The organism is Streptomyces sp. NPDC001492 (assembly GCF_053597275.1).
Window position 1 is genome coordinate 1 of the sequence record NZ_JBSFHW010000015.1, and the last position, 25,899, is coordinate 25,899.

Genomic DNA, 25,899 nt, shown 5'->3' on the forward strand with positions numbered 1-25,899 from the left:
AGGATCTCGCGCTGTACCGCGCGGAGATGGCCGCATGGCCCGAGCGGGGCACGCCCTCGTCGTGGCGTGAGTACCACCGGTCGTGGGTGGCGGCCTTCAGAGGCAGCCCGGCCGCCGCCGTGGCCTTCCTGTTGCTGTTCGTGGCGTTCGCGGGGGTGAACTCGCCTTTGGTTTTCCCGCGGTCGATCGATTGGCCGGAGGCACATCGCCGCAGCGCGGTCGACGGCCGACCGGTCGTCTTGTGGCGCTCCGGCTGCACGTACTGTCTGCGACTGCGCCTCCGACTGGGCCTGAGCGCCCGTCAGTTGCACTGGGTGGACATCTGGCGTGACCCGGCCGGCGCGGCGGCGGTGAGGGCGGCCAACGACGGCAACGAGACGGTGCCGACTGTCGTCGTGGCGGGTCGTCCGCACGTCAACCCCGATCCGGACTGGGTGCGCGAACAGCTCTCCCCTTCCGCCTGACCGGGGCAGTGGCCCCATCCGCCAAGCAGCTCAGGGGCGGACGCCGATCACGACATGGGCGTACAGCTCCTCGGACGCCGCCACGCGCACCTGCAACCCGGCGGTGCTGAAGGCGTCGACGGCGGCCGCGGCCTGCCGTTCGCTCGTCTCGACCAGGAGGCAGCCGCCGGGGGCGAGCCAGCGGGGTGCGTCGGTGGCGACCCGGCGCAGGACGTCGAGTCCGTCCGCGCCGCCGTCGAGCGCGACCAGCGGTTCGTGGTCACGGGCCTCCGCGGGCAACAGACCCACCTCGCCGGTGGGCACGTAGGGCACGTTGGCCGCGAGGATGTCGATACGGCCGCACAGTTCCTCCGGCAGCGCCGCGAACAGGTCGCCCTCGTGGACCCGGCCGCCGGCGGCGCCGACATTGCGGCGGGCGCAACGCACCGCGGCCGGGTCGATGTCCGCGGCGTGCAGTTCCACCTGGCCGAGCGCGGTGGCCAGCGCCGCGCCGACGGCGCCCGAGCCGCAGCACAGGTCCACGACGACGGAGGCGTCGGGCGCCTGGGCGAGGGCCTGTTCGACGAGGAACTCGGTACGGCGGCGGGGCACGAACACACCGGGTTCCACGGCGATGCGCAGCCCCCGGAACCCGGCCCAGCCGAGGACGAGTTCGAGAGGCAGTCCGGACACCCGGCGGTCGACCAGGGCGGCCAGCTCCTCCGGCGTGCGTGCGGCGGCCAGGATCAACTCCGCCTCGTCCTCGGCGAAAACGCAGCCCGCGGCGCGCAGCGCGGCGACGGCCGATTCACGGGCGGAGGAGGACAGCGGAGAGGAAGGTGAAGGAGACAAGGGAGGCATGAAAGCCGAGAGCCTTTCGGTGAGTCGAAGGGCGCTCTCGCGGTCGCCTACTGCCGGCGGCCCGCGGCGACTCGAGGCGTGAGCACCCCATCTGACACTGCGGTAATGGGTCCCACCTCCTCGGTCTTCGGTGGCCGGGAGCTTCCACGGCCGGGCGCCCACACTACCGCAACGCGTCAGACGCCGACCGTCTCCTCGACCTCCTCCTCCGCTTCCTCCTCGGCCGTCTCCACGGCCCTGTGTTCCACGGCCCCGCGCACCGGCGCGGCGGCGGTCGCGGGCGTCTCGGCCCGGCCCCGCGCCCGCTCGTGGGCGGCGGCGATCGCCGTGACGGCGAGGCCCAGCAGCAGCCACGCGATGAGCGTCCCCACGTTGCGGGACAGGCCGTCGCTGTGGAAGTACAGGAGGCTGCGGGCGCCCTCGACGAATCCGGCGCCGTTCCAGAAGGCGTGCAGGGTGCCGAAGAAGCCGTTCTGCAGGTCGGGCCGGAACAGACCGCCGGAGCTGGTGAAGTTGAGCATCACGAACAGCACCATCATGGCGAGGGTGGTCCAGCGCCTGAGGAAGGTGTGCAGGCCGACGCCGACGAAGAGGATGCCCGCGGAGTAGAGCCAGGCCATCCCCCACAGGCTCGCGAGGTCGTGGTGGGCGAGATGGAAGACGGGCCCGGCGAGCAGTGCGCCGATAGCGCTGACGACGGCGGAGACGCCCAGTGCCAGCAGGGCACGCAGCCGCATGGGCAGACCGGCACCGGCGGCGCCGAGCGCGGCGACAGACGCGTAGGAGCCGATGCTCAGCGCGATCAACAGGAAGAACAGGCCCTGCCCGGTGGGGTCGTCGTCGACCGGCGCGGCCACGTCTGTGACCTCGAGCGGGGCGCCCTGCCCGGCGGCGATGGGCGTGAAGACCTTCTCGACGGCCGTGGCGTCCATGTCGGAGGCGGCGCTGGCGACCACCAGTTCCGGCGACTTCGCGCCGGGCACGTAAGCGCCCGTGATGTCACGAGAGTCGAGCAGGTCGACGGCCTCGGAGCGGGTGGCGACCGTACGGACGTCGAGCCTTTCCCCCGCCTTGTCCTTGACGGTCTGCGCGAACACCTTCGCCTGCGGGCCGGAGCCGACGACGGCGACGGGCAGGTGATGGGGCTCCGGGGTGACGAACGCCCCCATGTACGCGAGTCCCATGCCGATGCACATCAGCAGCGGGGTGATCAGGTGGGTGATCACATGGCGCAGGGCCGGCGACCTCATCGCTCACAACCTCCAGATGGTTGGCTTATACAACTCTCGCTTCAAGTTGTACTATACAACCAAGTGGGATGGGGTGGTATGCCGTGGTCAACGAGGGAGGTCCGGTGGAAGCAGACGAAGCCGTGGAGACGATCCAGCGCGAGATGACGGCCTTCGCCCGCCGCGCCCGCGCCTCGGCGGGCCGTATGCACCCCGAGCTGTCACTGGTCTCGTACACGCTGCTCGGACATCTGGAGGAGAGCGGCGGCTGCCGGGCCACCGACCTGGCGGCACACTACGCGCTGGACAAGTCCACGGTCAGCCGCCAGGTCGCCGCCCTGGAACAGGCCCGGCTCATCGAGCGGCGCCTGGACCCGGACGACCACCGCGTCCAGGTCCTGCACCTGACCGAGGCCGGGCGCCAGATCCTCGCCCAGGTCACCGACAGCCGCCGGGCGGCCTTCCGGGAGCGGCTTGCGGACTGGCCGGAGGAGGATCTACGGCGGTTCGCGGACTACCTCGTGCGCTACAACGCGTGGACGCCACCCGGCGGCGAGGGCTAGGAGGCCGCCAACTCCCGTCCGTCCGTGAGGGGTTCGGGGGCGCGGGCCGCCAGGAACGCGGTGGTGCGGCGCAGCCGGAAGCCGAGGGACTCGTAGAGGCGGATGGCGTTGGTGTTGCCCGCGCCGGTGTGCAGGAACGGGGTCTCGCCGCGCTCGCGGATGCCGTGGGCCACCGCGAGGATCAGCCGGGTCGCGAGGCCCTCGCCGCGGAAGGCGGGGTCGGTACAGACGGCGCTGATCTCGGTCCAGCCCGGCGGGTGCAGCCGCTCCCCCGCCATCGCTATCAGGGCGCCGTCCCGGCGGATACCGAGGTAGGTGCCGAGCTCGACGGTGCGGGGCAGGAAGGGGCCCGGCCTGGTGCGCTCGACCAGGTCGAGCATCTCGGGCACGTCGGCGGCGCCGAGACGGACGGCCTCGGCGTCCGGTGCGGCGGCGATACCGTCGTCGACGAGCTGCACGCCGTCCACATGGAAGGTGACGTCCCAGCCCGCGGGGAGCTCGCCGCAGTAGCCGGCGAGCGGCACCTCCGCCCCGGGGCCCGCGAGCGCCGCGAGGTCGGCCCAGTCGTCGGGGCCGGGATCGTCGGGCAGCGCAAGCCACGGCGACACGTCGGCCGGGTAGCGCAGCACCCGGCCGCGCCGCTCGGCGAAGTGCGCGTGCGGACCGGTCAGCGAGGCGAGGGCGGGGTTGTCCAGGACGTGGCTCACTTGGCCACCTCGATCACGATCTTGCCACGGGCGTGGCCCTCTTCCACGGCGCGCAGCGCCTCGCCGGCCCGCTCCAGCGGGAAGGTCTGCGTCACCTGGGGGTCCAGGTCGCCGCGCACCACGAGGTCGGCCGCCGCCGCGAGCCGCTGCGAGGTGCGCACCCGGGCGACGCGGGCGCCGCCCAGCTTCTCCACGACCTCGGGCGGGGCCCCGGCCGTGATGAGCCTGGTCCGGTCGGTGAGCAGTGTCGCCGCCTCCTCGAGGACGTCGCCGCCCACCAGGTCGTACACGCCGTCGACACCGCCCGGAACGCGCCCGGTCCAGCCCGGGCCGGAGGCCACGTGCTCGGCCCCGAGCGATGCGACGAACTCCTTCTTGGCCTCGCTCGCGAGCCCCACGACCCGCAGGCCGAGCGCGCGGGCGATCTGCACCGCCGCGACACCGACCCCGCCGCCCGCGCCGGTCACCAGGAGGGTCGCGCCGGCCGGCAGGTCGAGCTGGCGGATTCCGTCGTACGCCGTCACGGCCGCGACGGGCAGGGTGGCGGCGTCGGCGAAGGACAGCGCGTCGGGCTTGTGGGCGATCAGGTCGACCGAGAGCAGCGCGTACTCGGAGTATCCGCCGACGACGGGCCGGCCGAAGACCGCGTCCCCGACGGCGAACCCCTCGACTCCCTCGCCGGCCTCCTCCACGACGCCGGAGACCTCGTTGCCGAAGGAGGCGGGGAAGTCGCGCTCGCCGCTCTCGCCGGGGCGGCGGTAGCCGCTGCGCTGCTTCCAGTCGACGGGGTTCACCCCCGCGGCGCGCACCGCGACCAGCACCTGACCGGGGCCGGGGCTCGGCCGGTCCACGTCGACGAGGGCCTCGGCCTCCGGTCCGCCGTAGCGCGTGAAGACGTACGCCTTGGGCATCTGCTCCCACTCTCCTTCGCTGCCGCCTGGTCACCGGTTGTAGGGGGCACCGGTTCCGGCACCAGTCCGCAAGGACGACCAGGAGCCGGCTATTCCCGGGCCGCCGTAGTCTTCATACGGCCTTAATGATCGAGGCCCGGCCCGGGGCCGGAGCACCCCTCAGGAACCCGTACGGTTGGATGCGTCAGCAATCACTTCCGTCCCGCTGGATCCGTATGAACGTCACCCGAGGCTTCACCGGGCGCGCCCGCGTCGACAATCCGGGCCTGCCGCCCGGCCAGTACGACGCTGGCGACGACTGGCCCGTCCTGTCCGCCGAGGTCACCCCCGAACTGGCGCCCGCCGACTGGACCTTCCGCGTCGACGGCCTGGTGGAACGGCCGCACACCTGGGACTGGGAGCAGGCGCACGCGCTGCCGGCGTCGGCGTACGAGGGCGACATCCACTGCGTGACGAGCTGGTCGAAGTTCGGGGTGCGGTTCGCGGGCGTGTCCCTGGACGCCTTCCTCGACGAGGTGCGCCCGCATACGTCGGCCACCCACGCCGTCGCCTACTCGCACACCGGCTACACCACCAACCTCCCCCTCGCGGACCTGACCGGCGGGCGGGCCTGGATCGCCTGGGAGTACGACGGGCGGCCCCTTGCCCCCGAGCACGGCGGGCCCGCCCGGCTGCTGGTGCCGCACCTGTACTTCTGGAAGAGCGCCAAGTGGATCGCGGGCCTGACACTCCTCGACCACGACGAGCCGGGGTTCTGGGAGCAGAACGGCTACCATGCGCGCGGCAACCCCTGGCAGGAGCAGCGGTACTCCGGTGACTGAGCAACTGACGCAACCGTCCCCTTCCGCCGGGTTCACTCCCCCGACCCGCTTCGCCGTGCCCGGCCGGATCGCCGTGAGCAACCGGGCGGCCTCGGTCTGGCAGACCGCCACGCTCACCGAGATCCGCCGCGAGACCCCGCACGCGGCCACCTTCCGGTTCGCGGTGCCCGACTGGGAGGGGCATCTGCCCGGCCAGCACCTGATGCTGCGGCTGACCGCACCGGACGGCTATGTGGCCCAGCGCCACTATTCGCTCGCGTCCGCGCCCGACGACCCGGGGCACATCGAACTGACCCTGGACCATGTGGAGGGCGGCGAGGTCTCGGGCTGGTTCCACACCGTGGCCGAGCCCGGCGACCAGGTCGAGGTCCGCGGCCCGCTGAGCGGCTTCTTCGCCTGGCCGGGCGACCGGCCCGCACTGCTGCTCGGGGCCGGCTCCGGGGTCGTACCCCTGATGTCGATGGTGCGGCACCACCGGGCGCGCGGGCTGGAAGTGCCGCTGCGGCTGCTGGTGTCCGCGCGCAGTCCCGAGGAGCTCATCTACGCGCGGGAGTTCGGCGCCGAGACGACACCCGTGTTCACGCGCCGCGCACCGGCGGGTACGCCCGTCGGCCGTCTGGCCGCCGCACATGTGGCACCGCTCCTGGCCGAGCAGCCACCTGGTGGGTGGGAGGCCTATGTGTGCGGCTCGAACGCCTTCGCCGAGCACGCCTCGCGGCTACTGGTCGAGGCGGGCCAGCCCGTGGACCGGATCCGGATCGAGCGGTTCGGCTGACGCTCCCGCGGGCGCGCCCCGGCAGATTGAGCGATCTCCCCTGTGCTGGGTACCTGATTCTCCTGGGCACTCGCGCGCATACGCGGTGGGGAGGGACAATACGGACCAAAGACCATACGGCCCCTCCGGCTCCGGCGACGGCGAGGAGGTCGACATGCGAACCCGGGTGCACGGCTGGCGCTGGCGGCGCAATCCGCTGCGGCGCCGGTCGGACGTGGTCGAGGCGTGGACGGCGCTGGTCGTCGCCGTCCTGTTGTTCGTGGGCGCGCCACTGGCGGGAGCGCTCGCGGGCCGGTGGGCCCATGACGAGGCCCGGGCGGTGGCGTCGGCACAGCGCGCAGAACGCCACCGGGTACGGGCCGAGGTCATCGGCAGGACGCCCGAGAGGCAGTTGTCGGTACAGGGCAGCCGGGACACCTCGTACCGCGTGGATGTGCGCTGGACGGACGCGACCGGCACGCACACCGCGAACGCACGCGTCCCGGCGGGCACCAAACACGGCGACACGGTCGACGTCTGGTTCGACGCCGCAGGCAGGGCCGCTCCCCCGCCGCCGGGCGAGATCCAGGTCTGGCAGCACACCGTGACCATCGGCATCTGCGCCGCGGGCGGCGCGGTCGCCGCGGTCCTGCTGGCACACACGGTCGTACGCCGGGTGTCCACCGGGCACCGGCTGGACGAATGGGAGCGGGAGTGGGCACGGACGGAGCCCGAGTGGACGCGGCGCCGGGCGTGACCTCCGGTCGTTGGTCAGGCGCGGCAGAACCCGGCCGCCCGCAGACAGTGTTCGTAGACTTCGCGGCGCGGGGCGGTGGAGGTGATCTCGACGGGCGAGTCGAGCAGCGCGGTGACCCGGAAGCGCGGTCCGGTCTGGGCCTCCTCACCGCCGGGCTTCAGGCTCCGGTGTACGTGACGGCACATCCGCTCCATGGCGGCGATGCCCCGGCGTAGTGGAGCATCTGGACGCCTATGGCGATGTCGAACTGGCGCTCAAGAGCCCGCAGTTCGGCCACCTCACCCACCTCGTCACGCACACCCAGTGGATCGCGCTCTTCCAACTCCCGTGCCGCCGCGACCATTTCACCGGAAATATCGCGCTCAGGCGGGCTGCCACAGCTCGATCCGGTTGCCCTCGGGATCGGTGACCCAGCCGAAACGGCCGACACCTTCCATGTCCTGTGTCTCTTCGGCCACGTCCGCTCCCGCGGCGCGCAGTTGCGCGAGCATCGCATCCAGGTCGCGGACCCGGAAGTTGAGCATGGTCTGCTGGGAGGGGGACCCGAAGTAGTCGCTCTCGGACTCGAACGCCGCGAACACCGTCGGCCCGGCTTCCGGACGCCACAGACCGTTCTCGTCGGCGTCCAGGCCCAGGCAGTCGCGGTACCAGGCGCTCAGGGCCGCCGGATCGGCGGCGCGCAGGAAGTAACCACCGATTCCAAGCACACGTTCCATGCCGCCATCCTGCCAGGACAGCGATCGGCCGAACCGGCACCACGCCTGCTTCGCCCCCCGGGGCAGGCGAACTGCCCATGCCCCGGTCACGCCCCCTGCTGCATCCTCCGCGCGATCCGCCCGTGGTCCCGCAGCGCCTCCGCCAGGCCCGGCAGCACCGGCTCGCCCCGGTCGACGAGGACCCGGCCGCCGACCACCGTCGTCCAGGCACGGGCCGGACCGCAGCGCAGCCACGCCTCGACGGGGTCGCTCAACGCGCCTGCGAGGGCCACCTCGTGGAGATCCCAGACGACCAGGTCGGCGCAGGCGCCCGGGCGCAGATGCCCCAACTCGTCGGCGCGGCCGAGGCATCGGGCGGAGCCGCGGGTGGCGATGTCGAGGGCGTCGCGGGCGGTCATCGCACCGGGTCCGCCGCGGTAGCGGCCCAGCAGCAGGGCGCCACGCGTCTCCATCCAGAGGGAGGCGTGGTCGGTGGAGGCGGAGCCGTCACAGCCGATGCCGACGGGCAGGCCGAGTTCGCGCATCTCCTTGACGCGCGCGGTGCCGCCGCCGATGAGCATGTTGGAGCTGGGGCAGTGCGCGACACCCACGCCCGCTGCCGCGAGCCGGCCGAGCTCGTCGTCGTTGGGGTAGATGCAGTGGGCGACCCAGGTGCGGTCGCTCATCCAGCCGCAGTCCTCGAAGTACTCCACGGGCCGGCAGCCGTAGGTCTCGAGGCAGTAGGTGTCCTCGTCGTGGTCCTCGGCGAGGTGGGTGTGCAGGCGTACGTCGTGGCGTTCGGCGAGTTCGGCGGTCGCCGTCATGACCTCCTTGGTCACCGAGAACGGCGAGCAGGGCGCGAGCGCGACCCGGATCAGCGCGCCCGGCGCCGGGTCGTGATGGGCCTTGATCAGCCGCTCGCTGTCGGCGAGCACCTCGTCGACGGTCTGGGTGACGCTCCTGGGCGGCAGTCCTCCGTCCTGGACGGAGCGGGTCATGGAGCCGCGGGTCGCGTGGAAGCGGAAGCCGATGTCGCGGGCGGCCCGGATCTCGGCGTCCACCAGGCGCGGGCGGGGGTGGACGTACAGGTGGTCGGAGGAGGTGGTGCAGCCGCCCATCAGCAGTTCGGCCATGCCGACGTACGCCGACACGTAGGCGGCCTCTTCGTCCAGGGCGGACCACAGCGGGTAGAGGGTGGTCAGCCAGTCGAAGAGGGTGCCGCCCACGGCGGGGGCGTAGGAGCGGGTGAGGTTCTGGTAGATGTGATGGTGCGTGTTGACCAGGCCGGGGGTGACCAGCCGTCCGGCCGCGGAGACGGTCGTACGGGCCTCCGGCTCGGTCCCGGCCGTGCCCACGGCGGTGACCCGACCATTGCTGACGGCCACCCAGCCGCCGGGGATCTCGCTCTCCCCGTCGACGACCACCAGACCAGCGTCCTTGACCAGCAGATCCACGGCTGACGTCATGGCGCCCATCGTAGCCAGGTACCGCCGCACAGACCTGGCGAGTCGTCCGACCACCCACGTACCGTGTGATCATCCGCAGTGTCCTCCGGTAACTGCCCCTTCGCAAAGGCGGTCCTACATGGCTCTGTTCGACCTCCCCCTCGGCGAGCTCCGCGACTACCGCAGCGAGTCCGTCGAGCCCGAGGACTTCGACGCGTTCTGGTCCAAGACGCTGCAGGAGGCCCGCGAGCACGATCTGGCGGCCCGTTTCGAACCGGTCGACACGGGTCTGACGACCGTCGACGTGTACGACGTGACGTTCGCGGGGTTCGGCGGGCATCCGGTGAAGGGCTGGCTGACGCTGCCCGCCGCGACCGAGGAGCCGATACCGCTGGTGGTGGAGTTCCTCGGATACGGCGGCGGGCGCGGCCTGCCGCACGAGCACCTGCTGTGGGCGTCCACGGGCCGGGCGCACTTCGTGATGGACACGCGCGGGCAGGGCAGCGGCTGGGGCGGGGGCGGCGGCACCGCGGACCCGGTGGGCGGCGCGCCCGCCTACCCCGGCTTCATGACCCGGGGCATCGACGCGCCCGAGAACTACTACTACCGGCGGGTGTTCACGGACGCGGTGCGTGCCGTCGAGGCGGCCCGTTCGCACCCCCTGACGGATGCGACCCGCACGGCCGCCCTCGGGGGCAGTCAGGGCGGCGGCATCACCCTCGCGGTGGGCGGTCTGGTCCCGGACCTGACCGCGATCGCCCCGGACGTGCCGTTCCTGTGCGACTTCCCGCGCGCGGCGACGGTGACGGACCGGCACCCGTACCGTGAGATCGGCCTGTTCCTCAAGACCCACCGCGGCCGCACCGCGGACGTCCTGCGCACCCTGTCCTACTTCGACGGCGTGCACTTCGCCTCCCGCGGCCGGGCCGCCGCCCTGTTCTCGGCGGCGCTGGAGGACCAGACCTGCCCGCCCTCCACCGTCTTCGCCGCGTTCAACGCGTGGGCGCACGACGACAAGGCGATCGAGGTGTACGACTTCAACGACCACGAGGGCGGCGGTCCTTTCCAGGAGGCGGCCAAGCTGAAGTGGCTGCGGTCGTACGTGTGAGGAGCGGCATGGACACGCGTGAGGCCGCCGAACACTTCGTGCGGGTCTGGGAGCGGGCGTGGGCCGCGCACGACGTGGACGCGATCCTTGAGCTGTATGCCGAGGACTGCGTCCACCGCTCGATGCCGTTCCGCGAGCCGCACCGGGGGCGGGGCGAGCTGGCCGGCTATCTGCGCTGGTCGTTCGCCCAGGAGCGGGTGACGGACGTGCGGTTCTCGCCGCCGGTCGTCGGCCAGGACGGGGTGGCGGTGGCCGAGTTCCGTGTCCTGGCCGAGGAGGGCGGCGTCCCCTCGGCCCTGGCAGGCTGTGTGTTCGTGCGGTTCGACGGGGCGGGCCTGGCCGTCGAGACGCGGGACTACTGGCATACGGCCGACGGTCACCAGGAGCCCGCCGGGAAGCTGTTCCTCCTCTGACCTTCCCTCCAGTCCGACCAGTCGGTACGTTCAGGTTGCCCGGACCGCAGCGTCGCGGCCCGGTTTCCCGGCGGGACGACGGAGGGCCCCATGGCGGAACACGAGCCCGAGGTGCACGGTTACTGCGACGAGCGGTTCACGGCGGTGCGGACGGCGCTGGAGGAGAACTTCCGGGAGCGGGCGGAGCTCGGTGCCGCGGTCGCCGTCACCGTCGGCGGCAGGACCGTCGTGGATCTGTGGGGCGGCTGGGCCGATGCGGCGCGCACCCGGCCCTGGGAGCGCGACACGCTGGTCAATGTGTGGTCGACGACCAAGGGTCCGACCGCGCTGTGCGCGCACATCCTGGCCGACCGGGGACTGCTGGACTTCGATGCGCCGGTGGCCGCGTACTGGCCCGAGTTCGCCGCGGCCGGCAAGGACAAGGTCCTCGTACGGCATCTGCTGTCGCACCGGGCGGGACTGTCCGGGCTGCGCGAACCGCACTCGCTGGAGCAGCTCTACGACTGGGAGTTGACCACGCGGCGGCTGGCTGCGACGGAGCCCTGGTGGGAGCCGGGGACGCGGTCCGGGTATCACGCGTTCACCTACGGCTTCCTCGTCGGTGAGGTCGTGCGGCGGGTCTCGGGGCTGCTGCCGGGGGCGTTTCTGGAGCGGGAGGTGACCGGGCCGCTGGGGATCGACTTCACCGTCGGGCTGCCGGAGAAGGAGGCCGGGCGGGCGGCCGAGCTGGTGCATCCGCCCGCCGCGTCCAGCAGTGAGCAGGCGGCGATCTTCAGCCAGTTGGGTCCGGAGGCGCTCGCCGCGCTGGCCAATCCGCTGGTGGGCGCGGGCGAGGCCAACACTCCCGAGTGGCGGGCCGCAGAGATCCCGGCCGCGAACGGTCACGGCACGGCGCGGGCGGTCGCCGCCCTGTACGGGATCTTCGCGGGCCGGGGCTCGTACGACGGCCATCGCATCCTGTCCCCCGAGGCCGTCGAACGCGCGCGCGAGGGTCAGGGCAGCTGCCTGGACCTGGTGCTCGGTGCCGGGCTGGGGCACGAGACGGAGATCGGACTTGGTCTGTGGCTGAGCGGCGCGCACGGCTCGTACGGCCCGAACCCGCGGGCTTTCGGACATGACGGCTTCGGTGGTTCCTGTGGGCTCGCGGACCCGGATGCGGGGGTGTCGGTGGGGTATGTGATGAACCGGATGGGGCCTCATATCGCGGACGACCCGCGGAAGACGGCCCTGATCGAGGCCGTGTACCGGGCGTTGTGAGCGGCGCTCGGCGCGGGCCGGTTTCGGCCGAACCACCGGGCCGGTCTTCCCTGGTGGTTTAGACCAATGCTAGATCTGGTGGCGCAATGAGCCCGCACGGCTACGTACCGTCACCAACAGGAGGCGCGGCATGGCCCGCACCACCCCGCACGACCCTCCCCCCACCGAAGGCGACCAGCGAGGGGATCCGCTGTACTGGCGCGTGGCGAGGCAGCTGCTCGGCGAGCTGCGCGACGGTACTGTCCCGCCCGGTGAACGGCTGCCGGGCGAGCGGCAGCTGGCAGGGCACTTCGGTGTCAGCCGGGAGACCGTCCGGCAGGCGCTGGAGGTGCTGCGCCGGGACGGTCTGGTCGCCACCGACCGGCGGGGCAGCCACGCCACGCTGCCCGGCCTGCCGGTGGAGACGGCGTCCTCGCTGACCTTCCCGGTCGGCGCCAGGGTCGCGGACCCGTGCGCCGTCGACCGGGCCACGGTCAGCTGGGAGACTCCCCCGCCCGAGCACGCCGAGGCCCTGGGGCTCGCCCCGCGCTCGCAGACACTCGTGCACCGCTACGAGTCGGCCGGCGCCGACGGCCGAGGCCGCCGCACGGCGGTGACCTCGTTCTCCGCGGTGGCGCTCGCCGAGGTCGAGGAGCTGGCCCGCTACCGCGACCGTGCCGACGGCGCCGCATCGGCCCAGCTGCGCCGCGCCTACGACTGGATGCGCAGGGCGGGCCTGACCCTGCACCACCGGGACTCCATCACCCCGCTCGCGGACGCGCCCTCGGTGCGGGTCAGACGGCGCGTGCACGACCAGTACGCGCGGCCGCTGGAGATCACCGACCTGGTCGTGGACGCCCAACCGGACGCCCTGGTCTACGAGTTCACGCTGCCTGCCGCGGGGTGAGCGCGCCCCGGGCGCCGGAAGTGCAGCCGTACGACGGAGCCCGGGGAGTCGAGGTCGTCGGCGCAGCCGGGGCGGCACAGCCGCATCACGCCGTGTCCGCCGCCGTGGCGGACCGCGTTGACGACGGTCTCGTGCACTGCCGCCACCAGGTCGTACGTCCGCTGTTCGGCCAGTCCCGGGCGGCGGGCGTACGCGGCGAGCGCGCGGCGGCGGTGCGGCCGTGGACGAAGCCGGTCACGGTCCTTCTCCCTCCTGGCTGTCCGGTTCGAGGTGCAGGCCCGGCACCCGGTCCCAGCCGGTCACCCGCATCACCCGCTGGACGTGCGGGGCCACGCCGGACAGTTCGAGGGTGCCGCCCGCCGCGTACAGGGCGAGCGCCGTGAACACCAGCAGGCGCAGGGCGCCGACGTCGATGAACCGCAGTTCGTGCAGGTCGAGGTGGATGCGGGGGCCGTCCGCCGCGCGGGCCCGGGCGCGGGCCGTCTCGGTGTGCAGGGCGCGGGCGACGGCCGTGACGTTGGTGTCGTCGATCTCTCCGGCAAGGGAGAGGCCGGGGGGTGCGAAGGTGCGGGTGATGGCGAGGAGGTCGTCGCGCCATACGTCGTCGGCGCCGACCCGGCCGTGGTGCAGCCCGGCGAGCGGGGCGAGTTCCGTCTCGTCGAAGATGCGGCGGTCGTACTGGCAGATGCCGAGGACCGGCAGCGAGGAGAAGACGGGGTCGAGCAGCAGTTCGCTGTCGCGCAGGGTCTTGAGTTCCTTGCCGGCCCGGGCGCGCAGGATCTCCGTGCACACGCGCAGGCCGAGGAAGCCGTCGCCGACGGCGCGCCGGGTCTCGCGGCGGATCACCTCGTCCAGGTCCCACAGTCCCTCGGGGCCCGCGAGGTGCGGGTCGACGCGCAGCCGGCCGGCCGCGAGCTCCTCGTCCACCCGGCAGCCGTGCGCCTCCAGGAAGGACAGGGCGACGCCGGCCGGGATGTCGGCGGGCGGCAGCAGGAGGCCGCGCTGCCCGCTGGCCAGGCCGTCCAGCAGGAACGCGACGAGGACGGTCTCGCGTTCCTCGTCCGTGTCGTAGCCGAGGAACAGGTGGTCTCCCTGGCGCATCTGCCCCACAGTTTTCAGGGTGGGTGTGACGGCCATCCCCGTACCTCCCTCGGTGGACGGGCCGCTTCCACGCTACGCCGGAAGCAGCCCTGCCGTGAGGGGTTATCGTGTCCGCCATCGGTTCCGGGTGAGGGGGGACGATGGCGGCCTCTGTGCAGGGCGGCAGGATCGGCAACCTTCCCGCCGAGGCGAACGCGTTCGTCGGCCGTCGGCTCGAACTCGCCGAAATATCGGGGCTGTTGGGAACCGAGCGGCTGGTGACGCTGACAGGGCCCGGGGGTGTGGGCAAGTCCCGTCTTGCGCTGCGGGCCGCGCACGCCGCGAAGGCCGGGTTCCCGGGCGGGGCATGGCTGGTGGAGCTGTCGGAGCTCAGGGACCCGGATCTGCTGACGAACACGGTGGCGCAGGCGACCCGGCTGTCCGAGCAGACGCTGCGGCCCCTGCTGCAGGCGGTGTCCGAACACCTGGCGGGGGCGCCCGTGCTGCTCGTGCTCGACACCTGTGAGCATGTCCTGGACGAGTGCGCGCGGGTCGCGCAGGAACTGCTCGCGAGCGTTCCGGAGTTGCGGATTCTGGCCACCAGCCGGCAGCCGCTGGGCGTGCCCGGAGAGCATCTGCTGACGGTGCCGCCGCTGCCGCTCGGGGAACGCGACGACGCGGTGGCGCTGTTCGCGACCCGGGCGGCGGCCGCGGTGCCCTCGTTCGCGCTCACCGATGCCAACCGGGCGCATGTGGCCGCGGTCTGCGCCCGTCTCGACGGGATCCCGCTGGCGCTGGAGCTGGCCGCCGTGCGGCTGCGCGGCTTCCCCCTGCACCGGCTCCTGGAGGGCCTGGACTCCCGTTTCGACCTGCTTGTCTCGCCCGCCAGGCCCCGTCTTGCCCGGCACCAGACGCTGCGCACCGCGATCGGCTGGAGCCATGAGCTGTGCACGCCGCTGGAACGGCTGCTGTGGGCGCGGCTGTCGGTGTTCGCGGGCGGCTGGGACGTGGAGGCGGCCGAATTCGTGTGCCACGGCGGCCCCCTGGACGCGGAGGAGATCCTCGCCCTGCTCGCCTCGCTCACCGAGAAGTCCATCGTCACCCGGGACGGCGAGGGCGCGGCGGTGCGCTACCGGATGCTGGACACGGTCCGCTCGTTCGGCGCCGAGTGGCTGACCGGGCTCGGCGAGGCGGAGGCGGTGCGTCGCCGCCACCGGGACTACTTCCGCTGGATCGCCCGCCAGGGCGAGGCGGAGTGGCTCGGGCCCGGCCAGCGGATGTGGGCGGAGCGGCTGACCGCGGAACACGCCAATCTGCGCCTGGCGATCGAGGAGTGCCTGACCGCGCGCGAGCCCGAGACCGCGCTCGAACTCACCGGCAGCCTCTGGTTCTTCTGGTTCGCCTGCGGGTTCGCCGAGGAGGGCCGCACCTATCTGGAGCGGGCGCTGCGCCACACCCCCGAGGGCGGCGGGCCGGAGCACACCCTGGCGGTCTGGGCGCACCGGCTGGTCACCGTCGTCCCGGACGACCTGGAGGCGGCCGAGTCGGTGAGCGCCGCCTATGTGTGGCTGGCCGAGGAGCGTCGACTGCCGGTGCCCGCGCTGCCGTTGACCGGGGCCAGCCTGGCCGTGCGCGGCGAGTCCGCGCGGTCGGCGGTGCTGTACGGAAGTGTCCGGCGGGCGCCGGCCGGGGACGGCGGCGCCGAGTTCTTCCAGCTGCTGACGCTGGCCGTGCAGGCGTATCTGCTGGCCAGTCAGGCCGCCTTCGAGCGGTGCGCGGCGGTCGCGGAGCGGCTGCGTGCCGAGTGCGCCAAGCGCGGGGAGCTGTGGATGCGGGCCTGGGGCGACTTCTTCGTCTCACTCGCCGGGATCGGTCTCGGCCATCCGGACGAGGCGGTGCTGTCGGCGCGCGAGGCACTGACCGCCAAGTGGCGGGTGCACGACCGGATCGGCGCGGCGGCGGTCGCCGACCTGCTGGTGGTCGCGCAGGCCTCGCGGGGCGAGGAGGAACTCGCCGCCCGTCTCCTGGGCATCAGCCGGCGGCTGTGGCACGCGGCGGGCCTGCCGCAGCTCGGCAGGGCCGACCTGACGGTCTTCCACCGCGAGTACGAGCGCCGGCTGCGGGCCTCGCTGGGGGACGCCCGGTTCGCCGAAGCGGTGCGCGAGGGGCGGGAGCTGGGGCCGGACGCGGCGATCGCACTGGCGCTGGGCGGCATGGCCGACCCGAACGGCCTGTGACGAGTCCGTCTCGCCCTGGTCAGGAACGCAGGGCCGTGACCATCCGCACGCGCGGGCTGCCGTCGCCGCGCCGCCCGAACTCCGGGAGCTCCTCAAGGCCCACGCGGAACCCGGCCCACTCCAGCTCCCGCCGCACGTCCCCGAGCCGGAAGGCCCGGTAGTACATGACGAACGGCGGCCGCCACAGGGCATTGCGCACCCGCATGACGGCGTCGAAGCCGAGCAGCATCCAGAACGCCGGGGAGGTGGGCCTCGGCGGGGCCAGGATCGGGAAGACGAAGCGGCCGCCGGGCCGCAGCACGGAGTGGACCTGGGCGAACAGTCCCGGCAGTTCGCGGGGCAGGAAGTGCCCGAACGCCCCGAAGCTCACCACGAGGTCGAAGGCGCCGGGAGCGAACGGGAGCGTGCGGGCGTCCCCCCGCACCCAGGACACCGCCGGCCCGGTCGGCCGTACGCCCCGCCGGGCCACGGCCAGCATGCCCGCGCTGAAGTCGAGCCCCGTGACGCTCCGCCGGCACACCCGCGCCAGCACGTCGGCTCCCGCCCCGGTACCGCAGCACAGGTCGAGCCCCGCGTCGACGGGCCCGGTCCGCGCCAGCGCCGAGGCGACGGCGTCGAGCACCGCGTCGGGCGTCCGGAAGGGGGTGTGGTCGAACTTCGGGGCGAGCAGGTCGTAGCCACGCTCGACGGACGAGAGCGCCTGGACGGCGAGCTCGCGCACACTGGGACCCTCGGGGCTGAACATCAGCGTCAGCTTAGGGGAACGGGCGCTGGACACGTCCCTCTGCGGCTGATTATTCTCATCGACACCTACTCAACTAGTTCACTATGAGGTGATCGGATGCGTGCGTTCCGCGAGGCGGTCGAGGCAGGCGACATGGACGCCGTCGAGGCACTGCTGGCGGAGGACGTCGTCTTCACCAGCCCGGTGGTGTTCAAGCCCTACCCGGGCAAGGCGATCACCGCGGCGATCCTGCGCGCGGTCTCGCAGGTCTTCGAGGACTTCCGCTACGAGCGCGAGCTCGCCGGGGCCGACGGCCGCGACCACGCGCTGGTGTTCGCGGCACGGGTGGGCGACCGCGAGCTGAGCGGCTGCGACTTCATCCATGTCGACGAGGCGGGCCTGATCGACGAACTGACCGTCATGGTGCGCCCGCTGTCCGGCGCGCAGGCCCTGGCGGCGGCCATGGGCGCGCAGTTCGACCGGATCGAGAAGGAGGCGCAGGCGCGGTCCTGACGGCTCAGCCGGTCTTGAAGAGCAGCTTCGGGTGGTTCGGTTTCTTCCTGAAGGCCTTCAGCGCGTAGTAGACAACCTTCTCGATCAGCCAGAAGAGGAGGAGCCAGACGCTGATCACGACGGCCGGCACGGCCAGGAACACCGCAGCCGGTACGGCGACCAGGAGCCATCCCGCGGCTCTCTTCAAGACCGCGGGCGAGCGGACCGCCCGCCATGTTCCGCCTCCTTTCACGACCTCCCACATGCCACCCGCACGGACCCCGGCCCACATCACCCAGCGACGGAGCAGCGCCACGTCGAGTTCCCTCATCGAGACGCGGAAGATCCTGTCGGCCTCGGCCCGCTGCACCGACCCGTGCCTGCACAGGGAGTCGTGCAGGATGGCCGAGCGGGTGTACACCCCGTAGCGCGGAAACAGCCAGACGAAGGCACGCGGCACTGACGCGAAGTCCGTCTCGAGCAGGGCGTGCACCTGAATGGGACCGGTCGTGCCGCCGTGTTCGAGATGCTCCGGATTCTTGTAGCAGAACTCCCGCTGGAGCACCCACTGCTTTCCGTCCCCCGTCGCTTTGACGACGACATCACCGGTAAAGGGATCCGCGCGATCCATGCTGCCCGCCTTCCTCGGATCGAGTCCCGCACCGGAGATATAGCCGCAAATCCACTGCGGCAAGCACGGGCGTTCGCGGTGAACACGACCGGAGCCCTGCTAGGCATCCAGGCCTGGCACCGTGGACGAGGTGGCTCCGCTGGTGGTGTATCCGCTGCAGCGCACGGCGGGGCGCAGGCGAGCACGAACGCGCTCGACGCGTAGTCAGCGAAGGCCGGCGGTCAGTGTGTCGGCGGGCAGCGCGGGCGCCGGCCAGTCGGGCTCGGAGCGCCAGTTCCGCCAGCCCGCCGCGGCGGCGAAGGGACCCGATCTCTCCTCGACCATCGCCGTCGCTTCCTCGCGGGCCTCCCCGACCGCCCGGTGGTCGGCCTCGGTCACGACGCCCAGGCGGCGGCCCTGGGCGTACTCGTCCTCGTCCTTCCAGCTCCACTGTGACAGGTCGGGTGCGATCACCAGGTCCAGGAGGAGGTCGAAGGTGTCGAAGCCGATGGCTGTGCGGCGCATCGGCCGCTGGAAGTTGACGTACCAGTGCGCCAGTTGGTGGCCGTCGGACGGGTCGTAGAAGGCGTGCACGCTGAACCAGACATGAGATGGGACCCACTGCAGATGGGCCGTGCTCCGCCACGACCAGCGGTCGAGCCGCCAGTGCCCGTCGGCCAGGTTCGGCAGGGCACGGACCCGTGCCCTCTCGTCGCCCGTCAGCAGCCACTCGATCCAGGTCGTCGGCGCCAGGAGTTCCGCTCCGGGCCGTCCGGCGAGGACGAGTGCTTCGGGGCCGTCCTCGACGACGCGCAGGGCGTGTGCGCTCCACACCTTGTCGCGGAACACATCACGTCGGACTGCGGTCTCGCCCGGCCTGAACGCCCCCATGGCCCACCTCCCGACACCACAACGCCTCGCATGACTGCCAAGGTTCCGCGGCGAGGCGATCACGAGCGCACGCGGGGCCTCGTGGCCGCGGTCGGCGGTCACGGTCAGCCTCCCAGCCGGAGGGCTGCCAGCCAGACGTCGGGTGTGCCGGTGGTCGGGCGCGGCCGCCGTAGCGAGGCGAGGAGCCGGCGAAGCCTGCTGGGGCGGGGGGCATGAGCGGTCATCGGAGCCTCCGTGTCGTGGGGTTGATTCACCCCACCGACGAACGGCCGCTACGCGGATCGACACTCCGCGAGCCGCTTCTCCAGAAACCTCCGCTCGGCGTCGTTCTCCACCAGCTCCAGCGCCCGCTCGTACGCCTCGGCCGCCTCCGTCGTACGTCCGCTGCGGCGCAGCAGGTCGGCGCGGGTGGCGGGCAGCAGGTGGTAGCCGGACAGGTCACCCTCGTGTTCCAGTTCGGCGACCAGGGCGAGTCCCGCGGCGGGGCCCTCGGACATGCCGACGGCCACGGCCCGGTTGAGGCGGACCACGGCGGAGGGCACGAAGCGGGCCAGCTCGCCGTACAGGCCTGCGATATCGGCCCAGTCGGTGTCCTCGGCGGTGGCGGCGGTGGTGTGGCAGGCGGCGATGGCGGCCTGGATCTGGTAGGGGCCGGGGCTGCCGCGGCGCAATGCCGTCTCCAGCAGGGTGGTGCCCTCGTCGATCTCGGCGCGGTCCCAGGCGCTGCGGTCCTGGTCCTCCAGGGTCACCAGCTCGCCGGCGGCGTCCACGCGCGTGTGCCTGCGGGCGTCGTGCAGCAGCAGGAGCGCGAGGAGGCCCAGCGTCTCCGGCTCGTCGGGCATCAGGCGGGCCAGCACGCGCGCGAGGCGGATCGCCTCCGCGCACAGGTCCGTACGCACGAGGTCGCCGCCGGTCGTGGCCGCATACCCCTCGTTGAACAGCAGGTAGAGCACGCCGAGCACACCCGTGGTGCGTTCGGGCAGGAGGTGCGCGGGCGGCACCCGGTAGGGGATGCCGGCGTTGCGGATCTTCTTCTTGGCGCGCACCAGGCGCTGCGCCATGGTCGCCTCGGGGACCAGGAAGGCGCGGGCGATCTCCGGAGTGGTCAGTCCCGCCAGGGTGCGCAGGGTCAGGGCGACGCGTGCCTCGATGGCCAGCGCCGGATGACAGCAGGTGAAGATCAGCCGCAGCCGGTCGTCCTGGACGCCGCTGTCGTCGCCGTCGTGGTCCGGGTCGTACGGTCCCTCGTCGCGCGCCAGCACGGCCGCCTCCCGCAGTTTCGCCGCCCCCACGGCCTCCCGGCGCAGCACGTCGAGGGCGCGGTTGCGGGCCGTCGTGGTCAGCCAGGCACCGGGGCGGCGCGGTACTCCGTCGCGCCGCCACCGGTCCAGGGCCTGGGCGAAGGCGTCCTGCGCGCACTCCTCGGCGAGGTCCCAGTCGCCGGTCACCCGGATCAGGGTGGCGACGACCTGGCCCCACTCCGCACGGAAGGCGGCGGCGACGGCCTCCTCGGCATCGGGCACGTTCACTCCCGCACCGGCCGCACCTCGACGGTGGCGCCGCCGAGGGCGTCGGAGTGCCGCGCGGCGAGGGCGATGGCCTCGTCGAGGTCGTCGGCCTCCACGAGGTCCACGCCCGCGATGTACTCCTCGGTGCGGGCGAACGGCCCGTCGCCGAGGAGGACTTCGTCACCCGCGACGCGCACGGTGGTGGCGTCGGCGGGCGGCTGCAGGCGGGCGGTGACCCGTGCGGGGGCGGGCTCCTCCTCGTCCGCGGGAGCGCAGACGAACAGCACGTACTTCACGTCCTGTCCTTCGCCGAGTCTGCGTCCGGGGCGGGCGAGACGTGCTCGTGGGTGATCAGCCAGCGCAGACCGGTGTCGCGGTAGCCGGTGGTCACGCGCAGCACCTCGTCCAAGAGGGTGCCGTCCGTGCGGGTGGCCCGGGTCCGGACGAGGGCATGGGCGAACGCGATGCTCTCGTCCGTGCGGATCCGCAGTTCCAGGACCTCGCGGGTGATGGGCCCGGTGACGGTGGCGAACTCGTCCTGCACCGTCTTGCGGAAGGCGTCGGGGCCCTGCCGCCCGCCGCGGTCGGCGAGGTGGAAGATCTCGGCGTCCGGCGCGTAGCAGGCCAGCATCCGCTCCACGTCGCGCTCCCGGACCGCCTCGGTCAGTTCGGCGTCGAGCCGGCGGATCGACGTCTCCTCGTCCTCCTCGTCCCCCATCGGCCAGAACGGGCGTACCTCCAGGGCCCCGATGGTGGCCACCGGGTGCTTGGCGGCGGCCTCCACGGCCTCCTCCAGGCTGTCGCACTCCAGGACGTCGAATCCGGCGACGTACTCCTTGGTCTCCGCGAACGGGCCGTCGGTGCGCAGCACCTCGCCACCGCGCACCCGCACGGTGACCGCTTCCGACGGCAGGGCCAGCCGGTGGCCGTGCAGCCGGACGCTGCGGTCGCCGAGCTCCTCCACCCAGGGCTCGACGGGCGCCATGCCCGAGGCGTCGGCGGTGTCGTCGCCGCAGACGAGCAGCATGTACTTCATGGGTCCTCCCGGTCGTCATGAGCTTCCTGCACCCCACCGACGAACGGGGGCCGCCGCAATCGACACCCCGAGTGAACCATCCTGGGAGGGGTTCAGCCGGGGCCGTCGACCTCCCGCACGAGTTCGATCGCTCGGCCCAGGGTGGCGAGCCGGTCGTCCAGGGTCTGCCCGGCCGGATAGAGACGTACGGTGTCCACTCCGGTGTCCCGCCACACCCGCAGTCGCCGGCGCACCATGGACTCGGTGCCGATCAGTGTCGTGCCGAGCACCATCTCGTCGGTGACCAGGCCGGCCGCGCCGTCCCGGTCGCCGGCCTGCCACCGCTCGCGCACCTCGGCGGCCACCTCCGCCCAGCCCTGCCGGCTGTAGGCGTGGTTGTAGAAGTTGGTCGACGCCGAGCCCATGCCGCCGAGGCTGAAGGCCAGTTCCTTCTTGCGGCCCGCCACCATCGCGCCCAGGGCCTCCTCGTCGGGGGCGAAGGCGACCTCGGCGCCCTGACAGACGTCGAGGTCGCTGCGGCTGCGGCCGCCGAGGGCCAGGCCCTCGTCGAGGTGCGTGAAGTACGCGGCGGCAGCGCCCTCGGGCACGAAGCTGGTGCCGAGCCAGCCGTCGGCGATCTCGCCGGTCAGCCGCAGCATGGCCGGTGACAGGGCGGCGAGGTAGAGGGGGACGGCGTGTTCGGCCCGTGTGGACAGGCGCATGGGGACGGCGTCGCCGCCGGGCAGTGGGATGGTGAACTCCCGTCCGGAGTAGGAGAGTTTGCCGCCGTCGAGCACCCGGCGCACGATCTCCGCGGTCTCCCGCATCCGGGACAGCGGCCGGGCGAAGGGGACCCCGTGCAGCCCTTCCATCACCTGCGGGCCGGATGCCCCGAGGCCCAGCAGGAACCGCCCGCCGGAGAGGTTGGACAGGGTGATCGCGATCTGTGCGACGGCGACCGGGGTGCGGGTGCCGACCTGTAGGACGCCGGATCCCAGCAGCATCCGGTCGGTGCGGGCCGCGTAGTAGCCGAGGGCGGACGGCGCCTCGGAGCCCCATGCCTCGGCCACCCAGCAGATGTCCAGGCCGAGCTTCTCGGCCTCGACGACGAAGTCGGCCTGCTGCGGCCAGTCTGCACCGCCGGAGGCCTCGATCGTGGTCGCGGTGCGCATCAGTGGGCCTCCGCCAGCTTCTTGATGTGCCCGAGGGTGACGGTCATGTTGTGCTCGAACTCCCGCATGCGCACGAACACGATCTTCTGTTCCTTCTCCGGCATCCGGTCGATCGCCACGGACAGACCGGAGCGGCCAGGCCCCATCTGCATCCACTGGGAGAGCTCGGTGCCGCCGCCTCCCTCGTGCAGCCGGAAGCGCCAGACCGCGGAGGGCTCGGCAGGGTCCTGCACCGCCCAGGCGAAGACGTGCCGGGGCTCGTACTCGATGACGTACGAGGGATGCCCACTCTCCGAACGCCGGGTGCTTGCTGCGGCCGAGGAACCGGGCGCCGACCGCAGGCCCGGTGGCGCCGTCGAGCCATTCGACCGACTGGAGTTCGTCGCTCAGGTTCGGCATCAGCGCGATGTCGGTGACCAGCGCCCACACCCGCTCCGGCGGGGCGCCGATCCAGGTCCGGACCTCGACGGTGGGTTTGTCCGTGTAGTGCGCGCCGGTCCACTTCACACCGGTCAGCCTCCTCGCCGTTAAGGGGTCTGACCTTCAGAGTTGCTTTATAGGACTTGTGATGTCAAGGGGGGCGGGGGGTCCTCCGCCGGTACCTGTGATGTGCGTCAGGACACGCCGAAACGGCGCTGGACGTCCGGCCGTTGCCGCAGCCGTTCGGGATAGCCGGGGCCCATCCGCATGGAGGTGTCCTCGGCCCGCAGGGGCTCCCGGCACTCGGCGCACACCACCTCGGCCTCGGTGTCGTGGCCGCATGCGTCGTGGTGGAAGACGACCGGGGCGCCGACCTCCTCCGCCAGCCAGCGGTCGCCCCACCGGGACAGCGCGGCGAGTACGCCGAAGAAGTCCCGCCCCTTTTCGGTCAACACATAGTCGTGGCGCACGGGTTCGTCCTGGTAGGGCCGCTTGTCGAGCAGACCTTCGGCCACGAGGAGGCGCAACCGGTCGGCCAGCGTGTTGCGGGCGATGCCCAGCTCCCTCTGGAACTCGTCGAAACGGTGGATCCCGTAGAAGGCCTCGCGCAGCACGAGGGGCGTCCACGCGTCACCCACCAGGTCCATGGTTCTGGCGATGGAGCACGGCCAGTTCGAGAACGACGTCCGCTTCATGGACTCACGATAGCCAGTCTCACCATGAGACCCACCTTTCCAGCCATCAACTTCACCTCTTTCCTTAAGTATTGACGGACGTGGCGGGATCCTGTCATGGTCTGGACCAGCTGCAAGGCTTACGCGATCCGTCCAACCAGGAGCCGCCATGGGTAAGTTGACCTCCCTCACGAAGGCCGTCGTCGGTGCTTTCGGTGCCCTGACACTCGTCGTGGCGATCCCGGCGAGTGCTCACGCGAACGTCCTGCAGCTGCTGCCGCAGAACGCCGACGGCCTGGAGCAGACCTTCTCCCCGGCCTACGACTACGACGGCGACGGCTGCTACGCCACCGCCGCCATCGGCGCCGACGGCACCATCAACCCCGGCCTGAAGCTGGGCGGCGACGTCAACGGCCACTGCCACGACATGGCCCAGCTGGCCAACGCCAACACCTACTCGCGGGAGAAGTGCAACAACGGCTGGTGCGCCGTGATGTACGCGAGCTACTTCGAGAAGGACCAGGCCACCCTGGGGCCGGCGGCCATCGGGCACCGGCACGACTGGGAGCATGTGGTCGTGTGGATCAGCAACAACGAGATCCAGTACGTGTCGGTGTCGCAGCACAGCGGCTATCAGGTGGCGGCCCGCTCGTCGGTGCGTTTCGACGGCACCCACCCGAAGATCATCTACCACAAGGACGGCGTGTCGACACACTGCTTCCGCTTCGCCAACACCAACGACGAGCCGCCGGAGAACGCCACCGGCGGCTGGTTCTACCCCCGTCTGGTCGGCTGGAACGGCTATCCCGACGGCTTCCGCGACAAGCTCCTGAGCGCGGACTTCGGAGCCGCCACGATCAAGATCAAGGACGGTGACTTCTCCTACGCCCTGGCCCATTCGATGCCCGCCGGCATCCCGTTCGACCCCAACGCCTGACCGCACCGGGCCCGTGAGCCCCACCAGTGGCGCCGCCGTTCAGTTGATCGGTTACGGCGTTCACGGCCGCGATGAACGCGGCCAGGGAGGTGGTGGTGACGGCAGCGCGGCAATCACCCAGGTGAGCATCTGGCCTGTCACGGGCGCCGGCGGCAGCGGGATCAGCTCCAGGATCACGAACGGCATACCTGCCCGGAGCGCGCGCAGACGCATCACGGCGCCGGGGCGGACGTAACTCACTCGATGTCGCGGACGTGACTCACTCGATGTCGAGGATCGCCTTCCCGCGCAGACTACGGCTGCCCAGCGCCTCCACGGCTTCCGCGATCTTGCCCCAGGGGCCGCGCCAGCCCACCGGCACACGCAGCTTCCCGGTGGCGACCAGGCTCAGCAGCCGCTCCAACTGGGCCTGCCGGTCGGTGAGTCCGCCGCCGTTGTAGACCGACACGATCGCCTTGGGCGCCGGGCTGCCCAGCGTCGACCCCACCGGCAGCACGGCCTCCCGCCCCGAGGCCCAGCCGATGTTCTGCACGCTGCCGCCGGACGCCAACAGGCCGTAGGCCTTGGTCAGTTGGTCGCCGCCCACCGTGTCGATGACCACGTCGAGCGGCCCGGCCACCTCACCGACCCCGCCCACCACCTCGTCCGCCCCGAGTTCGGCAACCCACCGCCGCCCGTCCTCGGACCCGGCCACCGCGGTGACCTGCGCCCCGCCGAGCCGCGCGAGCTGTACCGCGAACCCGCCCACCCCGCCGGAGGCCCCGGTCACCAGCACCCGGCGGCCCAGCAGCGACCCCGCCTGGTCGAGCGCCCGCAGCGCGGTGCCCGCGGCGACCGGCAGCGTGGCCGCCTCGCCGAGGTCGACGGCGTCCGGAACCACGGCGACATCGGCCACGTCCACGGCCCGCAGCGCCCCGAATCCGCCCCCCTCCGCAAATCCCACGACCCGGCTGCCCGGGGCGGGCCCGGTGCCGTCCGCCGCGGCGTCCACGACGACGCCGGCCGCATCGAAGCCGATCACCTCGCCCGGCGCCGCCTGCTGCGCGAACCACAGCTCGGCGGCGTTCAGCGAGGTGTGCCGGACCTCGACGAGCACCTGGCCCGGCGCGGGCCGCGGATCAGGGGCCTCTCCCAGACGCAGCCGTCCAGGTGCCTCGGGGTCCACGATCAGTGCGCGCATGACTTGCCCTTCTCGTCGTCGGACACTCGTCCCACGCCAACTGTGACCGGTCCGGAGTTCTTCCCGCCCGCGCCGGGCGGCGCCCGGCTGCATCTCGTCGAGTTCCGCC

31 protein-coding genes and 1 pseudogene are annotated in these 25,899 nt (G+C 72.3%); 12 read left to right on the top strand and 20 right to left on the bottom strand.

The features are described 5' to 3' along the window. Window positions 1–26: 26 nt before the first annotated feature. Window positions 27–464 carry a hypothetical protein gene (locus tag ACWC1K_RS20200; RefSeq protein ID WP_450833297.1) on the top strand — a complete coding sequence of 146 codons (438 nt, stop codon included), beginning with the start codon at window positions 27–29 and terminating at the stop codon, window positions 462–464. A gap of 30 nt (window positions 465–494) precedes the next feature. Here the strand turns inward: ACWC1K_RS20200 and ACWC1K_RS20205 are convergent, their stop codons facing one another. Together ACWC1K_RS20205 and ACWC1K_RS20210 are read right to left on the bottom strand one after the other, a co-directional pair. Further along, a complete protein-coding gene (locus tag ACWC1K_RS20205; protein ID WP_450833027.1) occupies window positions 495–1,304 on the bottom strand; it encodes a putative protein N(5)-glutamine methyltransferase in 810 nt (269 codons plus the stop codon). Window positions 1,305–1,480: 176 nt separating this feature from the next. Continuing rightward, window positions 1,481–2,554 carry a hypothetical protein gene (locus ACWC1K_RS20210; protein WP_450833029.1) on the bottom strand — a complete coding sequence of 358 codons (1,074 nt, stop codon included), beginning with the start codon at window positions 2,552–2,554 and terminating at the stop codon, window positions 1,481–1,483. Window positions 2,555–2,658: 104 nt separating this feature from the next. Here ACWC1K_RS20210 and ACWC1K_RS20215 point away from each other — a divergent pair, with 104 nt between their 5' ends. After that, on the top strand, window positions 2,659–3,096 hold the full coding sequence (locus tag ACWC1K_RS20215) for a MarR family winged helix-turn-helix transcriptional regulator (protein ID WP_450833031.1): 438 nt from the start codon (window positions 2,659–2,661) through the stop codon (window positions 3,094–3,096). Here the strand turns inward: ACWC1K_RS20215 and ACWC1K_RS20220 are convergent. Beyond that, window positions 3,093–3,803, bottom strand: coding sequence for a GNAT family N-acetyltransferase (locus ACWC1K_RS20220; protein ID WP_450833033.1), 711 nt, complete (start codon window positions 3,801–3,803; stop codon window positions 3,093–3,095). The genes ACWC1K_RS20215 and ACWC1K_RS20220 overlap by 4 nt on opposite strands. Further along, the gene (locus ACWC1K_RS20225) at window positions 3,800–4,714 is read right to left on the bottom strand and encodes an NADP-dependent oxidoreductase (protein ID WP_450833035.1); all 915 of its coding nucleotides are present in this window, start codon (window positions 4,712–4,714) and stop codon (window positions 3,800–3,802) included. Before ACWC1K_RS20225 ends, ACWC1K_RS20220 begins: the two co-directional genes overlap by 4 nt. A 215-nt stretch (window positions 4,715–4,929) precedes the next feature. On the opposite strand from ACWC1K_RS20225, the gene ACWC1K_RS20230 reads away from it, so the two are divergent. The 3 genes from ACWC1K_RS20230 (at window position 4,930) to ACWC1K_RS20240 (ending at window position 7,046) form a co-directional block, all read left to right on the top strand. Then, complete coding sequence (locus ACWC1K_RS20230) at window positions 4,930–5,535, top strand: sulfite oxidase-like oxidoreductase (protein ID WP_450833037.1); 606 nt, start codon at window positions 4,930–4,932, stop codon at window positions 5,533–5,535. Beyond that, the gene (locus ACWC1K_RS20235) at window positions 5,528–6,310 is read left to right on the top strand and encodes a ferredoxin reductase (RefSeq protein ID WP_450833039.1); all 783 of its coding nucleotides are present in this window, start codon (window positions 5,528–5,530) and stop codon (window positions 6,308–6,310) included. Before ACWC1K_RS20230 ends, ACWC1K_RS20235 begins: the two co-directional genes overlap by 8 nt. Window positions 6,311–6,464: 154 nt before the next feature. Beyond that, window positions 6,465–7,046, top strand: a complete 582-nt coding sequence (locus tag ACWC1K_RS20240; RefSeq protein ID WP_450833041.1) for a DUF3592 domain-containing protein — start codon at window positions 6,465–6,467, stop codon at window positions 7,044–7,046. A 14-nt stretch (window positions 7,047–7,060) separates the two neighbouring features. On the opposite strand, the gene ACWC1K_RS20245 is transcribed toward ACWC1K_RS20240, so the two are convergent. The 4 genes from ACWC1K_RS20245 to ACWC1K_RS20260 form a co-directional block, all read right to left on the bottom strand. Further along, window positions 7,061–7,231: a hypothetical protein gene (locus tag ACWC1K_RS20245; RefSeq protein WP_450833043.1), complete on the bottom strand. Its 171-nt coding sequence runs from the start codon at window positions 7,229–7,231 to the stop codon at window positions 7,061–7,063. Next, window positions 7,204–7,344, bottom strand: coding sequence for a hypothetical protein (locus tag ACWC1K_RS20250; RefSeq protein ID WP_450833045.1), 141 nt, complete (start codon window positions 7,342–7,344; stop codon window positions 7,204–7,206). The genes ACWC1K_RS20245 and ACWC1K_RS20250 overlap by 28 nt, the downstream gene beginning before the upstream one ends. Before the next feature lie 64 nt (window positions 7,345–7,408). Next, entirely contained in the window at window positions 7,409–7,762 is a 354-nt protein-coding gene (locus ACWC1K_RS20255; protein WP_450833047.1) for a VOC family protein, read from the bottom strand. Window positions 7,763–7,848: 86 nt separating this feature from the next. Beyond that, window positions 7,849–9,207, bottom strand: coding sequence for an 8-oxoguanine deaminase (locus ACWC1K_RS20260; RefSeq protein ID WP_450833049.1), 1,359 nt, complete (start codon window positions 9,205–9,207; stop codon window positions 7,849–7,851). A gap of 118 nt (window positions 9,208–9,325) precedes the next feature. Between ACWC1K_RS20260 and ACWC1K_RS20265 the strand changes: the two genes are divergently transcribed. The 4 genes from ACWC1K_RS20265 (at window position 9,326) to ACWC1K_RS20280 (ending at window position 12,850) form a co-directional block, all read left to right on the top strand. Next, the gene (locus ACWC1K_RS20265) at window positions 9,326–10,294 is read left to right on the top strand and encodes an acetylxylan esterase (RefSeq protein WP_450833051.1); all 969 of its coding nucleotides are present in this window, start codon (window positions 9,326–9,328) and stop codon (window positions 10,292–10,294) included. Between the two features lie 8 nt (window positions 10,295–10,302). Continuing rightward, complete coding sequence (locus ACWC1K_RS20270) at window positions 10,303–10,707, top strand: nuclear transport factor 2 family protein (protein ID WP_450833053.1); 405 nt, start codon at window positions 10,303–10,305, stop codon at window positions 10,705–10,707. A 90-nt stretch (window positions 10,708–10,797) separates the two neighbouring features. Continuing rightward, window positions 10,798–11,964, top strand: a complete 1,167-nt coding sequence (locus tag ACWC1K_RS20275) for a serine hydrolase domain-containing protein (RefSeq protein WP_450833055.1) — start codon at window positions 10,798–10,800, stop codon at window positions 11,962–11,964. A 130-nt stretch (window positions 11,965–12,094) separates the two neighbouring features. Beyond that, window positions 12,095–12,850 carry a GntR family transcriptional regulator gene (locus ACWC1K_RS20280; RefSeq protein ID WP_450833057.1) on the top strand — a complete coding sequence of 252 codons (756 nt, stop codon included), beginning with the start codon at window positions 12,095–12,097 and terminating at the stop codon, window positions 12,848–12,850. Here the strand turns inward: ACWC1K_RS20280 and ACWC1K_RS20285 are convergent. Further along, window positions 12,820–13,047: pseudogene (locus ACWC1K_RS20285) on the bottom strand (hypothetical protein); the annotation flags it as partial. The gene ACWC1K_RS20280 and the pseudogene ACWC1K_RS20285 sit on opposite strands and share 31 nt — an antisense overlap. Before the next feature lie 37 nt (window positions 13,048–13,084). After that, window positions 13,085–13,987 carry an MEDS domain-containing protein gene (locus ACWC1K_RS20290; RefSeq protein WP_450833059.1) on the bottom strand — a complete coding sequence of 301 codons (903 nt, stop codon included), beginning with the start codon at window positions 13,985–13,987 and terminating at the stop codon, window positions 13,085–13,087. A gap of 104 nt (window positions 13,988–14,091) precedes the next feature. Between ACWC1K_RS20290 and ACWC1K_RS20295 the strand changes: the two genes are divergently transcribed. Then, on the top strand, window positions 14,092–16,167 hold the full coding sequence (locus tag ACWC1K_RS20295) for an ATP-binding protein (protein ID WP_450833061.1): 2,076 nt from the start codon (window positions 14,092–14,094) through the stop codon (window positions 16,165–16,167). A gap of 19 nt (window positions 16,168–16,186) precedes the next feature. Here ACWC1K_RS20295 and ACWC1K_RS20300 read toward each other — a convergent pair whose 3' ends face one another. Beyond that, complete coding sequence (locus ACWC1K_RS20300) at window positions 16,187–16,912, bottom strand: methyltransferase domain-containing protein (RefSeq protein WP_450833063.1); 726 nt, start codon at window positions 16,910–16,912, stop codon at window positions 16,187–16,189. Between the two features lie 96 nt (window positions 16,913–17,008). On the opposite strand from ACWC1K_RS20300, the gene ACWC1K_RS20305 reads away from it, so the two are divergent. Then, window positions 17,009–17,404 (top strand): nuclear transport factor 2 family protein, encoded by a 396-nt coding sequence (locus tag ACWC1K_RS20305; RefSeq protein WP_450833065.1) that lies wholly within the window; start codon window positions 17,009–17,011, stop codon window positions 17,402–17,404. A gap of 4 nt (window positions 17,405–17,408) precedes the next feature. On the opposite strand, the gene ACWC1K_RS20310 is transcribed toward ACWC1K_RS20305, so the two are convergent. The 8 genes from ACWC1K_RS20310 to ACWC1K_RS20345 form a co-directional block, all read right to left on the bottom strand. Next, entirely contained in the window at window positions 17,409–18,014 is a 606-nt protein-coding gene (locus tag ACWC1K_RS20310; RefSeq protein WP_450833067.1) for a DUF1353 domain-containing protein, read from the bottom strand. 204 nt (window positions 18,015–18,218) lie between these two features. Further along, window positions 18,219–18,884 carry a DUF402 domain-containing protein gene (locus ACWC1K_RS20315; RefSeq protein WP_450833069.1) on the bottom strand — a complete coding sequence of 222 codons (666 nt, stop codon included), beginning with the start codon at window positions 18,882–18,884 and terminating at the stop codon, window positions 18,219–18,221. 272 nt (window positions 18,885–19,156) lie between these two features. Then, window positions 19,157–20,413, bottom strand: a complete 1,257-nt coding sequence (locus ACWC1K_RS20320; RefSeq protein WP_450833071.1) for an RNA polymerase sigma factor — start codon at window positions 20,411–20,413, stop codon at window positions 19,157–19,159. Beyond that, window positions 20,410–20,688, bottom strand: coding sequence for a YciI family protein (locus ACWC1K_RS20325; protein WP_450833073.1), 279 nt, complete (start codon window positions 20,686–20,688; stop codon window positions 20,410–20,412). Before ACWC1K_RS20325 ends, ACWC1K_RS20320 begins: the two co-directional genes overlap by 4 nt. Next, window positions 20,685–21,428 (bottom strand): nuclear transport factor 2 family protein, encoded by a 744-nt coding sequence (locus tag ACWC1K_RS20330; RefSeq protein WP_450833075.1) that lies wholly within the window; start codon window positions 21,426–21,428, stop codon window positions 20,685–20,687. Before ACWC1K_RS20330 ends, ACWC1K_RS20325 begins: the two co-directional genes overlap by 4 nt. Before the next feature lie 92 nt (window positions 21,429–21,520). Then, entirely contained in the window at window positions 21,521–22,579 is a 1,059-nt protein-coding gene (locus tag ACWC1K_RS20335; protein ID WP_450833299.1) for an LLM class flavin-dependent oxidoreductase, read from the bottom strand. Beyond that, window positions 22,579–22,812: a hypothetical protein gene (locus ACWC1K_RS20340; protein WP_450833306.1), complete on the bottom strand. Its 234-nt coding sequence runs from the start codon at window positions 22,810–22,812 to the stop codon at window positions 22,579–22,581. Before ACWC1K_RS20340 ends, ACWC1K_RS20335 begins: the two co-directional genes overlap by 1 nt. A 381-nt stretch (window positions 22,813–23,193) precedes the next feature. Then, window positions 23,194–23,694 (bottom strand): winged helix-turn-helix transcriptional regulator, encoded by a 501-nt coding sequence (locus ACWC1K_RS20345; RefSeq protein ID WP_450833077.1) that lies wholly within the window; start codon window positions 23,692–23,694, stop codon window positions 23,194–23,196. Between the two features lie 148 nt (window positions 23,695–23,842). Here ACWC1K_RS20345 and ACWC1K_RS20350 point away from each other — a divergent pair, with 148 nt between their 5' ends. Then, a complete protein-coding gene (locus tag ACWC1K_RS20350; protein WP_450833078.1) occupies window positions 23,843–24,610 on the top strand; it encodes an NPP1 family protein in 768 nt (255 codons plus the stop codon). A 259-nt stretch (window positions 24,611–24,869) separates the two neighbouring features. Here ACWC1K_RS20350 and ACWC1K_RS20355 read toward each other — a convergent pair whose 3' ends face one another. Further along, complete coding sequence (locus ACWC1K_RS20355; protein ID WP_450833079.1) at window positions 24,870–25,790, bottom strand: zinc-binding dehydrogenase; 921 nt, start codon at window positions 25,788–25,790, stop codon at window positions 24,870–24,872. Window positions 25,791–25,899: the final 109 nt, after the last annotated feature.

Bases quoted from the DNA above. Each gene is read 5' to 3' on its own strand.
- ACWC1K_RS20200 (WP_450833297.1), top strand. From the start codon at position 27: ATGGCCGCATGGCCCGAGCGGGGCACGCCCTCGTCGTGGCGTGAGTAC.
- ACWC1K_RS20205 (WP_450833027.1), bottom strand. From the start codon at position 1,304: ATGCCTCCCTTGTCTCCTTCACCTTCCTCTCCGCTGTCCTCCTCCGCC.
- ACWC1K_RS20210 (WP_450833029.1), bottom strand. From the start codon at position 2,554: ATGAGGTCGCCGGCCCTGCGCCATGTGATCACCCACCTGATCACCCCG.
- ACWC1K_RS20225 (WP_450833035.1), bottom strand. From the start codon at position 4,714: ATGCCCAAGGCGTACGTCTTCACGCGCTACGGCGGACCGGAGGCCGAG.
- ACWC1K_RS20230 (WP_450833037.1), top strand. From the start codon at position 4,930: ATGAACGTCACCCGAGGCTTCACCGGGCGCGCCCGCGTCGACAATCCG.
- ACWC1K_RS20240 (WP_450833041.1), top strand. From the start codon at position 6,465: ATGCGAACCCGGGTGCACGGCTGGCGCTGGCGGCGCAATCCGCTGCGG.
- ACWC1K_RS20245 (WP_450833043.1), bottom strand. From the start codon at position 7,231: ATGTGCCGTCACGTACACCGGAGCCTGAAGCCCGGCGGTGAGGAGGCC.
- ACWC1K_RS20255 (WP_450833047.1), bottom strand. From the start codon at position 7,762: ATGGAACGTGTGCTTGGAATCGGTGGTTACTTCCTGCGCGCCGCCGAT.
- ACWC1K_RS20260 (WP_450833049.1), bottom strand. From the start codon at position 9,207: ATGACGTCAGCCGTGGATCTGCTGGTCAAGGACGCTGGTCTGGTGGTC.
- ACWC1K_RS20265 (WP_450833051.1), top strand. From the start codon at position 9,326: ATGGCTCTGTTCGACCTCCCCCTCGGCGAGCTCCGCGACTACCGCAGC.
- ACWC1K_RS20270 (WP_450833053.1), top strand. From the start codon at position 10,303: ATGGACACGCGTGAGGCCGCCGAACACTTCGTGCGGGTCTGGGAGCGG.
- ACWC1K_RS20275 (WP_450833055.1), top strand. From the start codon at position 10,798: ATGGCGGAACACGAGCCCGAGGTGCACGGTTACTGCGACGAGCGGTTC.
- ACWC1K_RS20280 (WP_450833057.1), top strand. From the start codon at position 12,095: ATGGCCCGCACCACCCCGCACGACCCTCCCCCCACCGAAGGCGACCAG.
- ACWC1K_RS20290 (WP_450833059.1), bottom strand. From the start codon at position 13,987: ATGGCCGTCACACCCACCCTGAAAACTGTGGGGCAGATGCGCCAGGGA.
- ACWC1K_RS20295 (WP_450833061.1), top strand. From the start codon at position 14,092: ATGGCGGCCTCTGTGCAGGGCGGCAGGATCGGCAACCTTCCCGCCGAG.
- ACWC1K_RS20300 (WP_450833063.1), bottom strand. From the start codon at position 16,912: ATGTTCAGCCCCGAGGGTCCCAGTGTGCGCGAGCTCGCCGTCCAGGCG.
- ACWC1K_RS20305 (WP_450833065.1), top strand. From the start codon at position 17,009: ATGCGTGCGTTCCGCGAGGCGGTCGAGGCAGGCGACATGGACGCCGTC.
- ACWC1K_RS20310 (WP_450833067.1), bottom strand. From the start codon at position 18,014: ATGGATCGCGCGGATCCCTTTACCGGTGATGTCGTCGTCAAAGCGACG.
- ACWC1K_RS20315 (WP_450833069.1), bottom strand. From the start codon at position 18,884: ATGGGGGCGTTCAGGCCGGGCGAGACCGCAGTCCGACGTGATGTGTTC.
- ACWC1K_RS20330 (WP_450833075.1), bottom strand. From the start codon at position 21,428: ATGAAGTACATGCTGCTCGTCTGCGGCGACGACACCGCCGACGCCTCG.
- ACWC1K_RS20335 (WP_450833299.1), bottom strand. From the start codon at position 22,579: ATGCGCACCGCGACCACGATCGAGGCCTCCGGCGGTGCAGACTGGCCG.
- ACWC1K_RS20345 (WP_450833077.1), bottom strand. From the start codon at position 23,694: ATGAAGCGGACGTCGTTCTCGAACTGGCCGTGCTCCATCGCCAGAACC.
- ACWC1K_RS20350 (WP_450833078.1), top strand. From the start codon at position 23,843: ATGGGTAAGTTGACCTCCCTCACGAAGGCCGTCGTCGGTGCTTTCGGT.
- ACWC1K_RS20355 (WP_450833079.1), bottom strand. From the start codon at position 25,790: ATGCGCGCACTGATCGTGGACCCCGAGGCACCTGGACGGCTGCGTCTG.